At 42.8% G+C, this 13,889-nt stretch carries 11 protein-coding genes; 7 read left to right on the top strand and 4 right to left on the bottom strand.

Annotation, left to right across the window (positions count from 1 at the left end):
- Positions 1-88: 88 nt before the first annotated feature.
- The gene (nagZ, locus tag PN447_RS04910; RefSeq protein WP_271761278.1) at positions 89-1,183 is read left to right on the top strand and encodes a beta-N-acetylhexosaminidase; all 1,095 of its coding nucleotides are present in this window, start codon (positions 89-91) and stop codon (positions 1,181-1,183) included.
- A gap of 8 nt (positions 1,184-1,191) precedes the next feature.
- On the opposite strand, the gene PN447_RS04905 is transcribed toward nagZ, so the two are convergent.
- Entirely contained in the window at positions 1,192-1,551 is a 360-nt protein-coding gene (locus PN447_RS04905) for a metal-sensitive transcriptional regulator (RefSeq protein WP_271761276.1), read from the bottom strand.
- A gap of 202 nt (positions 1,552-1,753) precedes the next feature.
- Here PN447_RS04905 and PN447_RS04900 point away from each other — a divergent pair, with 202 nt between their 5' ends.
- Together PN447_RS04900 and PN447_RS04895 are read left to right on the top strand one after the other, a co-directional pair.
- Entirely contained in the window at positions 1,754-2,992 is a 1,239-nt protein-coding gene (locus PN447_RS04900; RefSeq protein WP_271761274.1) for an HhoA/HhoB/HtrA family serine endopeptidase, read from the top strand.
- A 167-nt stretch (positions 2,993-3,159) separates the two neighbouring features.
- A complete protein-coding gene (locus tag PN447_RS04895) occupies positions 3,160-4,341 on the top strand; it encodes an aldo/keto reductase (protein ID WP_271761273.1) in 1,182 nt (393 codons plus the stop codon).
- 3 nt (positions 4,342-4,344) lie between these two features.
- On the opposite strand, the gene PN447_RS04890 is transcribed toward PN447_RS04895, so the two are convergent.
- Positions 4,345-5,691 (bottom strand): hemolysin family protein, encoded by a 1,347-nt coding sequence (locus tag PN447_RS04890; RefSeq protein WP_271761271.1) that lies wholly within the window; start codon positions 5,689-5,691, stop codon positions 4,345-4,347.
- 268 nt (positions 5,692-5,959) lie between these two features.
- Between PN447_RS04890 and mfd the strand changes: the two genes are divergently transcribed.
- The 3 genes from mfd to PN447_RS04875 all read left to right on the top strand — a co-directional run bounded on the left by mfd (position 5,960) and on the right by PN447_RS04875 (position 10,107).
- Positions 5,960-9,418 (top strand): transcription-repair coupling factor, encoded by a 3,459-nt coding sequence (mfd, locus tag PN447_RS04885; RefSeq protein WP_271761269.1) that lies wholly within the window; start codon positions 5,960-5,962, stop codon positions 9,416-9,418.
- Between the two features lie 98 nt (positions 9,419-9,516).
- Entirely contained in the window at positions 9,517-9,765 is a 249-nt protein-coding gene (locus tag PN447_RS04880) for a hypothetical protein (RefSeq protein ID WP_271761267.1), read from the top strand.
- A 102-nt stretch (positions 9,766-9,867) separates the two neighbouring features.
- Complete coding sequence (locus PN447_RS04875) at positions 9,868-10,107, top strand: hypothetical protein (protein ID WP_271732467.1); 240 nt, start codon at positions 9,868-9,870, stop codon at positions 10,105-10,107.
- On the opposite strand, the gene PN447_RS04870 is transcribed toward PN447_RS04875, so the two are convergent.
- Positions 10,104-10,865 carry a GDYXXLXY domain-containing protein gene (locus tag PN447_RS04870; RefSeq protein ID WP_271761265.1) on the bottom strand — a complete coding sequence of 254 codons (762 nt, stop codon included), beginning with the start codon at positions 10,863-10,865 and terminating at the stop codon, positions 10,104-10,106. The two genes, PN447_RS04875 and PN447_RS04870, sit on opposite strands and share 4 nt — an antisense overlap.
- Before the next feature lie 139 nt (positions 10,866-11,004).
- Complete coding sequence (locus tag PN447_RS04865; RefSeq protein ID WP_271761264.1) at positions 11,005-12,426, bottom strand: DUF2157 domain-containing protein; 1,422 nt, start codon at positions 12,424-12,426, stop codon at positions 11,005-11,007.
- Between the two features lie 165 nt (positions 12,427-12,591).
- On the opposite strand from PN447_RS04865, the gene PN447_RS04860 reads away from it, so the two are divergent.
- On the top strand, positions 12,592-13,545 hold the full coding sequence (locus tag PN447_RS04860) for an RsmB/NOP family class I SAM-dependent RNA methyltransferase (RefSeq protein WP_271761262.1): 954 nt from the start codon (positions 12,592-12,594) through the stop codon (positions 13,543-13,545).
- Positions 13,546-13,889 lie beyond the last annotated feature (344 nt).

Genomic DNA, 13,889 nt, shown 5'->3' with positions numbered 1-13,889 from the left:
CCTGATTTCCTCCATCTGACTTAATTTATGTAATTTTCCTGAACATAAATTAAAATGTTAAGTATATTTTATAGTTCTTTTTTTTCCTATGGTCACATCTCAAAAGCTAGAAACCTTTGGTAATCATTTAATAGTTGGTATTTCTGGGACGACATTAAGTGATGATGATAAACATATACTGAGTGACTTAAACCCAGTTGGGGTGATTTTTTTTGCTAAAAACTTTGAGGATGGTAAACCTTACGAAGTATGGCTAGAAACTTTCGAGCAACTTAACCACCAAATCCGAGAATATGCTCAACGTGACTCTATGTTTATGACATTAGACCACGAAGGAGGAAGGGTCGTGAGAACACCATTACCAATTACCAGATTTCCTCATGCCTTACTGTGTCGATCGCGTTCCTACGAAGTAGCAAAAGCCACAGCATTAGAACTGAAATCATTGGGCATAAACTTATCCTGGTCTCCCGTAGCAGATATTTTTTCTCATCCTCAAAATCCCATTATCGGACCTCGTGCCTTTGGTCACACCCCAGAAACCACAGCTAAAGCTGTATGTGAATACTACAGAGGACTTAAACAAGGGGGAATATTAGGATGTGGGAAACACTTTCCTGGACATGGAGACACTAGTAAAGATTCTCACATTGAATTACCCATACTCAATCTGACCCTAGAAGACCTGCACAAACGGGAGCTAATACCATTTAAAGCCCTGATTGCCGAGCAAATTCCCCTAATCATGACAGCTCATATCTTATTCCCCCACATAGACCCCAAATTACCAGCCACACTTTCCCCAGCTATCCTCAAAAGCATACTCCGGGACGAATTGGGCTTTGAGGGTGTAGTTGTATCCGACGACCTGGATATGAAAGCTGTTTCAGATATGTTTACCCACAGCGGTACAGTAGCCCAAGCCTTTGATGCTGGCTGTGATTTATTTATTGTCTCCCGTAATCTTAATTCCTTATCCATAGAACGTACCTATGAGATGGCTGAAGATTTTGCCGATTCGTTAAATCAAGGTAGTCTAGATCAATCAACAGTAGCCGCAGCCAGAAATAGAATCGAGAAACTACTAGCGGTGACTCCTCAATATACCATTCAGACTTTGGATCAAAATACCCTACAGGAACACGCCCAACTAGCGATCGCCTGTTGTTACCAGGAGAGATAAAATTAGTACTAAGGCAAAAACCGATCCAAAGCAGCTTTTAACTGTTGAATTTCCACCTCCATATTCCCCTCTTGAGCCGCTCTAGCAATACACTCAGTTAAATGTTCATCCAAAACAATTCTCGCTACCTTATCCAAAGCGCCCCGCACCGCCGCAATTTGTAATAAAACATCAGGACAAGGGGTATCTTGCTGCACCATTGTTTTAATACCGCGAACATGTCCCTCTATCCGTGACAACCGATTGACAATTTTCCGCAGTGACTCTTGACTATGAACGTGAGCATGAGCCGACTTTCCATGGTTATGCTCCATTGGGGGATGGGATATAGATAAAGATTCTTTTGCTAACCGATTGGATGTATTCATGAGCCATCTAAGTACTGTTAATAGTTAAATCCTAGCCTAGAGGATCACAAATCAAGGAAAAAGTCCTACCAACTTTTAGCCAGGAACCGGCAAAAACAATGCCAAGGCCAATACACAAGGGTTATCATCGATTTTGTCAAAATAAATGTAAATAGATGTTTCAAAACGTCTCACAATTAACCTTCTAGATTAGGTTGTGATTATGCGATTTTCTCAAGTAGGCGGTTTTCTACGTCAATTCAGTTCTTATCTGTTAGCCATGATTGTAGGCGTGGCGCTAACGTTGGGTACTTTTCATGTGTTACCCTCCCAAGCAGACCCAGCGCCGACTGTGGTCAGGGGTGAGGATGATATGACTATACCAACCCAGCCATCAGATATCATCCCTCAACAGGAATCCCCAGCAAAAGCGGCTATAGGTAGCACTAGCTTTGTCACCGCAGCTGTAAATCGTGTGGGAAATGCAGTGGTACGTATTGACACAGAACGCACCATTACTCGTCGCATCGACCCATTTATGGAAGACCCATTCTTCCGGCGATTTTTTGGTGATAGTTTCCCCCAACAGTTACCCCCTGAACAGTTGCGCGGTTTAGGTTCTGGGTTTATTATTGATAAACGTGGTCTGATTTTAACCAATGCCCATGTAGTAGACCAAGCTGATAAAGTTACGGTTCGTCTCAAGGATGGTCGCACTTATGAAGGCAAAGTTAAGGGGATTGATGAAGTTACAGACTTGGCAGTGGTCAAAATTAACCCTGACCAGGATTTACCTGTGGCGGCTTTGGGTTCTTCAGATACAGTACAAGTGGGAGACTGGGCGATCGCAGTGGGTAATCCTTTAGGATTTGATAATACTGTGACTTTGGGAATTGTCAGCACTCTGAAACGTTCTAGCGCCCAAGTTGGTATCGCTGACAAACGCTTAGACTTTATTCAAACCGATGCGGCGATTAATCCTGGTAACTCCGGGGGTCCACTATTAAATGAGCGCGGGGAAGTCATCGGCATTAATACTGCTATTCGTCCTGATGCTATGGGTATTGGTTTTGCTATTCCCATTGATAAGGCTAAGGCGATCGCTTTAAAATTGCAACGTGATGGCAAAGTGATTCACCCCTATTTGGGTGTACAAATGATTACTTTAACCCCCCAGCTAGCAAGGCAAAATAATCTTGACCCTAACTCTCCTATTCAAATCCCAGAAGTTAATGGTGTTTTTGTGATGCGAGTTATACCAGATTCACCTGCGGCAATTGCGGGTATCCGACGCGGTGATGTCATTGTACAAGTTGACCGGGAATCAGTCACCAGTGCTGATAATTTACAGAATCTTGTAGAAAATAGTCGCCTCGGTCAGGTTTTACAGGTTAAGGTGCAACGCGGTAATCAGATACAGGTAATTTCAGTCCGCACGGCTGAGTTACAAGATGCTGCTTAGTAGGTGTCAGCTAGGGTGGGCATCATGCCTACCCTGGAAGATGGATACTTGGAGTGAGAATTAATTGACCACAGATAAACCCAGATAAACACAGATTAATCCTGATTTGGGGCTATATGTGGGAAATTTTTGTACATTTGAATTGGTAGTAATTTCAGAATTAACTAATGTTATATAGAAGGTTTGGCCGCACGGAATTACAGATGCATGTTTTTTCTTGTGGGGGTATGAGATACCAGTTTAAATGGCAAGATGTGCCAGACTCGGAAATTCCTGCGGATAGTCAGGCTAATCTGGAAGCAACTATTCGCCGCGCGGTGGAACTAGGGATTAATCACATTGAAACGGCTCGCGGTTATGGGACATCAGAAATACAATTGGGAAGGATATTACCTCAGTTTCCCCGGGAGGAGATAATTGTACAAACGAAGGTCTGTCCGGTTGCAGATGCCGACGAATTTCGCCAAACCTTTGAACAATCACTACAAAATCTCCAGTTAGATTACGTTGATTTACTGGGATTACATGGTATTAATCATGGGGAATCTTTGGATTATAGCATCCGTCCTGGTGGCTGTTTAGAAGTCGCGCAGCAATTACAAAAAGAGGGAAAAGTCAAATTTATCGGCTTTTCTACCCATGGTTCTAAGGACTTGATTGTAGAAGCAATTAATACCAATAAATTTGATTATGTCAATCTACATTGGTACTACATTAATCAATGGAATTGGGAAGCAATTACAGCTGCTCAACATCACGATATGGGGGTATTTATTATTAGTCCCTCAGATAAAGGGGGGATGCTATATAAACCACCACACAAGTTAGTTAATCTTTGCGCTCCCTTAAGTCCCATGGTGTTTAATGATTTGTTTTGTCTGAGTCATCCAGAAGTCCATACTTTGAGTTTAGGTGCTGCTAGACCCCAAGATTTTGATGAACATCTCAAGAGTTTGGAATATTTAAACCGGGCGGAGGAAATTCTGCCGCCAATTTTGCGTAAGTTAGAACAAGAAGCGATCGCTACTTTAGGAGAAGACTGGGTAAAAACTTGGGATAGTAACTTACCTACCTTTGAGGAAACACCAGGACAGGTGAATATTCCTGTGATTTTGTGGTTGTTAAATTTAGCGATCGCCTACGATTTAATTGACTATGCTAAAATGCGCTACAATCTCTTAGGTCACGGTAGTCACTGGTTTCCAGGTAATAGAGCAGACCGCTTAGAGGAACTAGACTTACGACCATCTCTGGCCAATAGTCCCCACGCGGATAAAATTCCTCATAAGTTAGCACAAGCCCATGAAATGTTAGCTGGTGCGGAAGTCAAGCGGTTATCTAAGAGTTAGGAATTACTCATTAGCAAGCTCATCATCATTCTCCCTCATCTCTACCTCGTCATCTAACTTTGGCATGACCAGGACTTTATCAACCCGGTTGCTGTCCATATCCATAACTTCAATACGCATCCCCCGCCATTCAAAATGGTCTGCGACCGCGGGAATCCGACCCAGATGATTGATCACAAAACCACCCAATGTTTGATAGCTACCTCTTTGGCCAATTTCCCACTCTTCAAGATGAAAAAGTTCATAAAACTGATCTATATATAACATTCCATCCAAGAGCCAGGAACCATCCTCCCGTTGTACTGCTTGGGGTTCTTCCTCCCCCGGTTCCTCTGGAACATCACCGACGATTTCGCTCATGATGTCGTTAAGAGTCACTAATCCTTGAATTACACCATATTCATCCACTATCAAAGCCATGTAAGTAATGGTTTGTTTAAACAATTCCAAGACTTTTAAACCGCGTGTGATTTCTGGTACATATACAGGCTGCCGCAATCCCACTGTTAAGTCCATGGGTTCACTGCGGAAACACCTGGCTAGTAAGTCGGTAACTGGAATTATCCCCAAAACATTGTCTAATCCTCCCTGACAAACTGGATACCTAGAATAGGCACTTTCAATGATCTTTTGGCGGTTTTCTTCTAGTGAGTCCTCTAAGTCCAGCCAAACAATATCAGGACGAGGTGTCATAAAAGAACTCACAGGACGATCGCCTAAACGAAAAACTCGCTCAACCATATCTTGTTCCGCCTCCTCAAAGGTTCCGGCTTCCGTTCCCTGTTCAATTAAAATCTTAATTTCTTCCTCCGTAACTTGTGGACCAAGATGGGGTGTCATCCCCAATCCTCGCACTATTATATCAGTAGAAGCACTGAGGAAATACACCAATGGTGAAGCAAATGCCGCTAGGCGTTGCATGGGAATAGCGATAAACTTGGCAATTGCTTCTGGGTGATTTAATGCCAGACGTTTTGGTAATAATTCACCAATAATCAGGGAAAAATAGGTAATTATTACAACTAATACCGCGAAAGCTAGGGGTTGACTATAAGATGCCAAGAAGGGAATCAACCGTATATATACTGAGATTCTAGATGTAATGATTGCTCCTACCCAAGCCCCTGTGAGGATAATTGAGAGGTTAATTGCTAATTGAATGGTGGAGAGAAAATCATTTGGCGACTCAGCTAGTGCTAAGGCTACGCGGGCTTTGGTATCCCCTTGATTCGCCAGCTGCTGTAACCTGACTTTACTTGCTGAGACCACTGCCATCTCCGCCAGAGAAAACACACCATTAGCTATAATTAGCGCCAAAAGGACCAACATTTCAAACGTGATGGAGGACATTTTTGAGAATTGCCACTGAATCTAGGTGAAGGTGAGAAGCTCATACACCTTTTAGTATTTAGTAATCATAGGAGGGCTTTTATCGCTGTGTTGGTGATTGTCGAGAATTAATGAGAAAAATTAACCACAGATGCCCCTCTGGCTCCCGGTAAGTATGAGGATAATTCTGTAAGTGAAGTTAATAACGGCTGGAACACTCTTAAAATGGTGAATATAAACTAACTGTAATTTCTGTGATTTTTAAGGACTTCCTCCTGTAGTAAAACTTATGGCATTTTCTTCTATTGTGCGCGCCTTGGGGCGATCGCCTCTCAACACTGAATTACTTTCTCAGTTAAATCGCCAACAAGAATTGCGGTTAAATGGCATTTCTCGCCTACCCAAAGGTCTAATAGCTTCAGCATTGGCCCAAAATTCTGGCAGAAATTTATTGGTAGTAGTTCCAACTCTGGAGGAAGGCGGACGCGCTTATGCACAGTTGGAGGCTATGGGATGGCAGACGGTGCATTTTTACCCCACTTCCGAAGCCTCTCCTTATGAACCCTTTGACCCGGAAACGGAAATGACCTGGGGACAGATGCAAGTTCTGGCTGATTTGGTAAATGGGAAGGGGGAAAGTAACACCAATCTTGCAATTGTCGCTACTGCTGGGGCGTTACAACCCCATTTACCACCACCAGCAGCTTTTATACCTTTCTGTCTGACTGTGAAGCGGGGGATGGAGTTTGACCTGGATACCTTCGGGGCAAAAATTACCAATTTGGGGTATGAAAGAGTACCACTGGTAGAAACAGAAGGTCAATGGAGTCGGCGCGGTGATATTGTCGATGTCTTTCCTGTTTCTTCGGGAATGCCAGTTAGATTAGAGTGGTTTGGTGACGAGATTGAGAAAATACGCGAATTTGATGCTGCTAGTCAACGTTCTGCCCTTGATAAAATTGACCAACTTACCCTGACTCCTACTAGTTTTGCTCCTATTGTCTGGGAAGCATTACAAGATCAGGTTGAGGGGAAATCAGACTCGGAACTTCTAGAAGGGAGTCGTCGTTTTCTGGGGTTGGCTTTCACAAAACCAGCATCACTCTTAGATTATTTAAGTGAAAATACCCTGATTGCTGTTGATGAACCAGAACAGTGTCGTGCACATAGCGATCGCTGGGTAGAAAATGCCCAGGAACAATGGGGTATGAGTCATAGGGAAGAATCTAGCCCGATTCTCTCAGAATTACCCAAAATCCATCGGTCTTTTGATGAATGCCTCATAGATGTAACTAAGTTTAAAACTTTATATTTATCTGAATTAGCCGAAGAGAACAGTGGTATAAATCTTGCTAGCCGCTCATTGCCCGTAACACCACACCAATTTGGCAAGCTGGCGGACATTCTGCGACAAGAACGCGATCGCAATTTCTCCATTTGGCTGATTTCTGCCCAACCTTCCCGTTCTGTCTCTCTACTACAAGAACACGATTGTCCAGCGCAATTTGTCCCCAATCCGCGAGACTACCAAGCAATTGATAAATTACAAATTAACCATATACCTACAGCCATAAAGTATTCCGGTTTAGCGGAACTGGAAGGTTTTATCCTGCCTACATTTCGACTGATAGTCATCACTGACCGGGAATTTTACGGACAGCATTCCCTGGCCACACCGGGATATATCCGCAAGCGTCGCCAAGCCACTTCCAAGCAAGTAGACCCCAATAAGCTGCGTCAAGGTGATTATGTAGTGCACAAAAGTCACGGAATCGGTCAGTTTATGAAGTTGGAAAGCTTAACTATTAATCATGAAACCCGTGATTATCTGGTGGTGCAGTATGCTGACGGTATCCTCAGAGTTGCTGCTGATCAAGTCGCTGCTTTATCTCGGTTTCGCCGCACGGGGGACAAACCACCAGAACTGCACAAAATGACTGGTAAGGCTTGGGAAAATACTAAAAACCGAGTTCGTAAGGCCATCAAAAAGTTGGCGGTGGATTTGCTAAAACTGTATGCAGCTCGATCTAAACAACAAGGCTATAGTTATCCCCAAGATATGCCTTGGCAAGAAGAAATGGAAGACTCATTCCCCTACCAAGCCACTATAGATCAGCTCAAAGCTGTACAAGATGTCAAACGAGATATGGAAAGCGATCGCCCCATGGATCGTTTAGTTTGTGGGGATGTGGGTTTTGGTAAAACAGAGGTAGCAATTCGGGCTATTTTCAAGGCTGTCACCGCGGGTAAGCAAGTTGCACTACTTGCACCCACAACAATTTTGACTCAGCAACACTACCACACCCTCAAAGAACGCTTTGCTCCTTACCCGGTAACTATTGGCTTACTGAATCGGTTTCGTAGTGCTGAAGAACGCCGCACCATTCAAAAGCGATTAGCCACGGGGGAATTAGATATAGTTGTCGGTACACACCAAATTTTAGGTAAGAATGTCACCTTTCGTGATTTAGGACTGTTGGTGGTGGATGAAGAGCAACGGTTTGGGGTAAATCAAAAGGAAAAAATTAAAACCTTAAAAACTCAAGTTGATGTCCTCACACTTTCGGCTACTCCCATTCCCCGTACCTTATATATGTCTTTGTCAGGAATTCGGGAAATGAGTTTAATTACCACACCACCTCCTACCAGAAGAGCTATTAAAACCCACCTAGCGCCATTAAACCCGGAAATGGTGCGCACGGCAATTCGTCAGGAATTAGACAGAAGAGGACAAATATTTTATGTAGTTCCACGGGTGGAAGGCATCGAAGAACTGACAACTAATTTACGGGAAATGATACCGGGGGCGAGGTTTGCGATCGCTCATGGTCAAATGGATGAAAGCGATTTAGAATCAACTATGCTGACTTTCAGTAATGGTGATGCGGATATTCTCGTCTGCACAACAATTATTGAATCTGGTTTAGATATTCCCCGAGTCAACACAATCTTAATTGAAGATGCTCACCGTTTTGGTTTATCTCAATTATACCAACTGCGTGGTCGTGTGGGACGGGCGGGAATACAAGCCCATGCTTGGTTATTCTATCCCAAGCAAGAAAATTTATCCGATGCAGCACGGCAAAGACTGCGGGCGATTCAGGAATTTACCCAACTTGGTTCCGGGTATCAACTGGCGATGCGCGATATGGAAATCAGAGGTGTGGGTAACTTGTTAGGTGCAGAACAATCTGGTCAAATGGAAGCCATCGGCTTTGATTTGTATATGGAAATGTTAGAAGAGGCGATTCGGGAAATTCGCGGACAAGAAATACCCAAAGTTGATGATACTCAAATTGACCTCAACCTCACAGCATTTATCCCATCTGATTATATTCCCGACGTGGATCAAAAGATGAGTGCTTACCGAGCAGTGGCGGCGGCAAAATCTCCAGAAGAATTAAAGTATATCACGGCGGAGTGGGGCGATCGCTATGGTGCCATACCAGTCCCGGCTAATCAACTTTTACGGGTAATGGAACTCAAACAGGTAGCGAAAAAGTTAGGATTTAGCCGCATTAAACCAGAGAATAAACAACACATTCTTTTAGAAACTCCCATGGAAGAACCCGCTTGGAGTTTACTAGCAGCCAACTTACCAGAACATCTCAAGAACCGCTTTGTTTACTCTCCGGGTAAGGTAACGGTAAGGGGTTTAGCAGTCTTGAAAGCCGATCAGCAACTGCAAAGCTTACTGGATGCAATGCATAAAATGCAAGGTGGTGTTGCAGAGGTGGTTGTGGTTTGAGTCCTTGGGAAACAATAACTCTAGAAACTCACAATCAATAAAATTAACCTGCAAATTTTATGGTATTTATAGCTACAATCGAACTGGTCAAGTAAGCTATGTATGTGCAATCAAGGTTCTATTCATCTTGTCATTTTTGGCTGACTAATGTAGGATATATAGTGGACTTTTTTAGCCCAGGGGATATATGCGATCGCATAGGTGAGGTGCTGGAACATCCCAACAGAATGCAAAAAATACGGGACAATGCGCGACAGGAAATCGTCAGTCGCTACGACGTGCGACGAGTCTGTTTACCCCAACACCTGGACTTAATTCACAAAGTCATGGGCACAGGACGTAACTAAGTACAAGTATTTTTTTCCGGATGAATCAGTGGTCAATTTAGAGAAACAGGTGTACATTAGTTGAGGTTAGTTATCTCATCCTCACCTTGAAAGCATCCATCCATGGATAGAAAAACCAAGCGCCTGTTGTTGCTCGTTTGTTCCTGTAGTCTCGCGGGTGTAATCCTAGGGGGTACATCCAGCTGGGCAGAAAGTAATTCTTGCTTGCAATCTCAGACTGTGACTAGTGATTGTCTCACACAAGACCCCATACAAAGAACTATCCAAGGAATGGCTACAGGTTTAGTAGCAGGCGCAGGGGCGGCGGCCGGTGTATCATGGAATTTACGCCATGAGGATTAAAGGCGATAATTGCGATAGCCGCGATCGCCGTAAGCATCGCGCACCCACAAACTAACGGGTACAGCATTACCTTGAGGGTCTACTTTGACTCTAACGGTAATTGGTCGAATTTGTGGGGGTCTATTTCCTCTAGTTTGCCGGACGCTTTGGAAAATATCGTTACTAACTTGCTGCATTTGTTGTTCTGGGAGGTAGTATGTTTCTATTCCGTAGATAATGGCATTATCTTGATACACACCTCTTAAAGCGACTTGATTGCTGGGAAGAGATTCGGGTAAATTGCTAGTCACCCTGATGGGTCGCCAAGGACTGGGAACACCACGACCGGAGGAGATTTGTTGCTCTTGCAATATCACGTATAAGTTAGTCCCTGGGAGAAGTTGTCTGTTTCTCCCCTGATTCCTTCTGAATAAATCATTCCAACCGGGAAGCCTTCTCAAATTGTCCACGCGGGACATATTGTATTCCAAGGTGAGAAAAAAATCTTGAACCACATTATTAGGGTTTTGACTCAGTGTTTGCAGGATTACATCCCTACCAGCAATGCTAGTATACATTGCTTGGGTGGGAACGGCCAGGATAATTCCAGTTTGAATTAAGAGGGGAACTAATAGCCGCCAAAAAGGTAGAGGCTGGTTCGCTTTTTGTTCAGTAGCAGTGAGGTAATCTTTAAAACTCAGCTTCTCAGAAAATTCAACTTCAGGGGATAATGTTTTAGGTGATTGCTTTGCAGTCGATTCAGAGGAATCATTTCTCATGAGCCTAGTCCTAAGATGAAGAGTTATTAGTCAAAATTATGTCTGGATGAACTACCAGAATTAGGACTGACGCAGAGATTCTCTAAAAAGGGTAAACCACCCACCCACTTGAATGTCCCTAATTGTGACCAAACTTTAATTAGGAACTGGACTTACTAGGTAAGCGACGTTCAAACCAAAGTCCGGCAGTAATTAATGCCCAACCGCAGATCACAAATACCAGGGACTGAAAAAGTCGGTCTGTGTTATACTCTATAACCCTACTAATAATTTGTAAGGTTAATAATAGCATACCTCCCCAAAATCTGCTCCTGTTGTTTAACTTTAATCCCTCTCGGATTAACCCGAATGCTAAGAAGGCGAAAAGTACATTAAAGATGAAACTGCCTAATTCATCAATGCGGGTAATAGCTAAATGCCAGAAAGGTGTAATAATGATGAAAGCCAAAAAGGTAGTAACAACAGCAAGAGTAAAAATCACTTCCCTGCGGGGGGGGTTATTTCGCAGACGCAGCATTGATAACCATTGTAATACTGCTAAACCACTGAGAACCCCTAAATCGATTACAGGCAGAGACATGAATAGATTATTGTTACTATTTGGCATCAAGGTATTCAATGTTGGGGCTACCCATTGCCAACGGAAAGACAGCACATAAAAGACTAGTCCAAAAAATATCAATGCCAGGTTACGCGCCAGAGGTTGAAATAACCTGTAATTGACTGTGGGGAAAAGTAAATCGTCATAACTCCAGAATAATGCAGGTGGCAGTGCAAAGGCAAAGGAGGCCACCCAAGGGGCTATATTGTCCAGATTCAGCAGTGGTAGGGGATTGAGATTCAACTGCAAAGTACCAGCAAAGACAAAGGCTGCTACCACAAAAATCAAGCGAGAGCGACAAAAATATGCTAAGGGTACAAATAGTAACCATGACAATAAGGGCATATGTCGAACTGCCAAACTTACCCAATTCCAGTCAACTGTGGAAACCCCAAAGTCTTGTCTTCCCGCCCAGTAACCGATTTGGCTGAGGATAATGGCCATAATTCCCAGGGAGTTTAAACACAAACTGTAGGCCATGACCAGAACGCCAAATCCCCAGGCTAAAAACAGTTCTGCCATGGAACCGCTAATATTGAAAATCTGTGCCATCAGCAATATGTTTGCACCTAAAACGAAGGCACTTAAAATTAGTAATCCCTCTCCCAAAATACGTTTACTTTGTTGCTGTTTTCTCTTTTCGTTGTTCCCAGATTTAGCTTCTAGCCATGTATAAAAACCCGTGATACTAGTGGAGACAAATAAACTGATCATCAAGATAAATTTGACTTCTCGTGACCATGATTGCCAATTTGTGGCTATGAAGGTAACTATACCTAAACACAACAGGATACTACCTATACCAATCACAGTGACCACAAAGCGATCGCGTGATGCTGCTTCCAGGTTCTTAAATCGATAACGTTCTGCTAAGTTTTCGTACTGCGAAGCGCTAATTAGCCCTTCATCTCGCCATAATTGCGCTTCTCGGCGTAATTTATCCGGGAAATTATCGAACATTTATCATCATCTCCGAACAATTTTGGCGACTTGACTCCCTCAACCCAGGACTAATATCCTGACTAGGAGCAAACATTCTTGATTCAGTTGGATTAACCGGTCATGATATTTTCAGTATGCAGCCAAGACCATCTATAGCATTGTTCTTCTGTCACATTTTTACTAATGGAAAAACCATCAAATTTATTACTTAAACTCTCGCGCCGGTTGTTTGAAAACCCTGATAAACAAGAACAGTTTATTGATTCATTAATGAATCCTCAACCCTTTAACCCTGCAATTATTTGGTGTAAAAATCAGCTTAATTTATCACCTTTCACCGTAGAATCATCAATAAATTGGCAACCAGATTTTGTGCAGCGTTTATCATTAGGAGAAAAGCCTGGTAAACATCCTCTGCATCAACAAGGTGATTTTTATTGTTTAGATTTTTCTTCTGTGTTTGCGGCTACAGTTTTATTAATGATTCCCCAGTCGGTGAATTTGGTTTTTGATATGTGTGCTTCCCCAGGGGGTAAGAGTATTTTTGCTTGGAAAGCTTTGCAACCTAATTTACTAATTTGCAATGAGGTCATTGGTAAACGTTTAGGGATGCTGATTTCTAATTTAAAGCGTTGTCAAGTTAGCCCTTGTACTGTGGTGAGTCGAGATTCAAGTATTTTTACGGAGCAAATCCCATTATCTAGTGATTTAGTTATAGTTGATGCGCCTTGTACTGGACAATCTTTAGTAGCTAAAGGTGAAAAAGCCCCTGGCTGTTTTCATCCCACAGCGATTAATAAAAGTGCTAATCGACAAAAGAGGATTCTAGCTAATTCGGCTCAATTAGTTGCACCCCAGGGCTATCTTGCTTATATGACCTGTACTTACTCTCCGGAGGAAAATGAGCAGGTTTGTCAATGGTTTATGTCACGGTTCCCTGATTTTCAACCAGTTACAGTCAGTTATTTAGGGGAATATCAATCCCATTTAACTGATATTCCTTGTTATCGGCTGTTTCCCGAATATAGGCTGGGTGCTGGTGGGTTTACGGTGCTGTGGAAAAATACCAGGGAAGGTCAAAGAAAAGAAGTAAATTTAGATACTTTGCCTCCGGTGTGGAGGAACGGGAAGGATTAAAATCAAGGCGCAGTACCTCTTTTTGAGGATTTGAAATCTATCTTTAGAGGTATTTTTTTATTTATACCCAAGATGCTAGTCTTTTTAAATACTGGAGTTAATGAAGTTGTGTGATGGAGATAATAATTAAAAAACTAGCTAAGGTGATGCTAGGTGAACACCATAATTTACCTGACTCACCAGGTATTTACTTTATATGTGATGGTGCGATTCGTTCTTCCTAAATGAGTAGAAATGCTCAGGGACGGAAGGTAAGGCTGGTGAAAACCAGATTCTTATAACTGTGTGTTCATGTAGGTGTGAATCCTACCCCCTAGGTGCAAGGGTGACAGCATCTTCCTTAC

The organism is Anabaena sp. CS-542/02 (assembly GCF_028331085.1).
In the GTDB taxonomy this organism is placed as follows: Bacteria; Cyanobacteriota; Cyanobacteriia; order Cyanobacteriales; family Nostocaceae; genus Anabaenopsis; species Anabaenopsis arnoldii.
The sequence above is the reverse complement of the archived record's forward strand: the minus strand, read 5'-3'. Positions and strand labels throughout refer to the sequence as shown.

Bases quoted from the DNA above. Each gene is read 5' to 3' on its own strand.
- nagZ (WP_271761278.1), top strand. From the start codon at position 89: ATGGTCACATCTCAAAAGCTAGAAACCTTTGGTAATCATTTAATAGTT.
- PN447_RS04905 (WP_271761276.1), bottom strand. From the start codon at position 1,551: ATGAATACATCCAATCGGTTAGCAAAAGAATCTTTATCTATATCCCAT.
- PN447_RS04900 (WP_271761274.1), top strand. From the start codon at position 1,754: ATGCGATTTTCTCAAGTAGGCGGTTTTCTACGTCAATTCAGTTCTTAT.
- PN447_RS04895 (WP_271761273.1), top strand. From the start codon at position 3,160: ATGTTATATAGAAGGTTTGGCCGCACGGAATTACAGATGCATGTTTTT.
- PN447_RS04890 (WP_271761271.1), bottom strand. From the start codon at position 5,691: ATGTCCTCCATCACGTTTGAAATGTTGGTCCTTTTGGCGCTAATTATA.
- mfd (WP_271761269.1), top strand. From the start codon at position 5,960: ATGGCATTTTCTTCTATTGTGCGCGCCTTGGGGCGATCGCCTCTCAAC.
- PN447_RS04880 (WP_271761267.1), top strand. From the start codon at position 9,517: ATGTATGTGCAATCAAGGTTCTATTCATCTTGTCATTTTTGGCTGACT.
- PN447_RS04875 (WP_271732467.1), top strand. From the start codon at position 9,868: ATGGATAGAAAAACCAAGCGCCTGTTGTTGCTCGTTTGTTCCTGTAGT.
- PN447_RS04870 (WP_271761265.1), bottom strand. From the start codon at position 10,865: ATGAGAAATGATTCCTCTGAATCGACTGCAAAGCAATCACCTAAAACA.
- PN447_RS04865 (WP_271761264.1), bottom strand. From the start codon at position 12,426: ATGTTCGATAATTTCCCGGATAAATTACGCCGAGAAGCGCAATTATGG.
- PN447_RS04860 (WP_271761262.1), top strand. From the start codon at position 12,592: ATGGAAAAACCATCAAATTTATTACTTAAACTCTCGCGCCGGTTGTTT.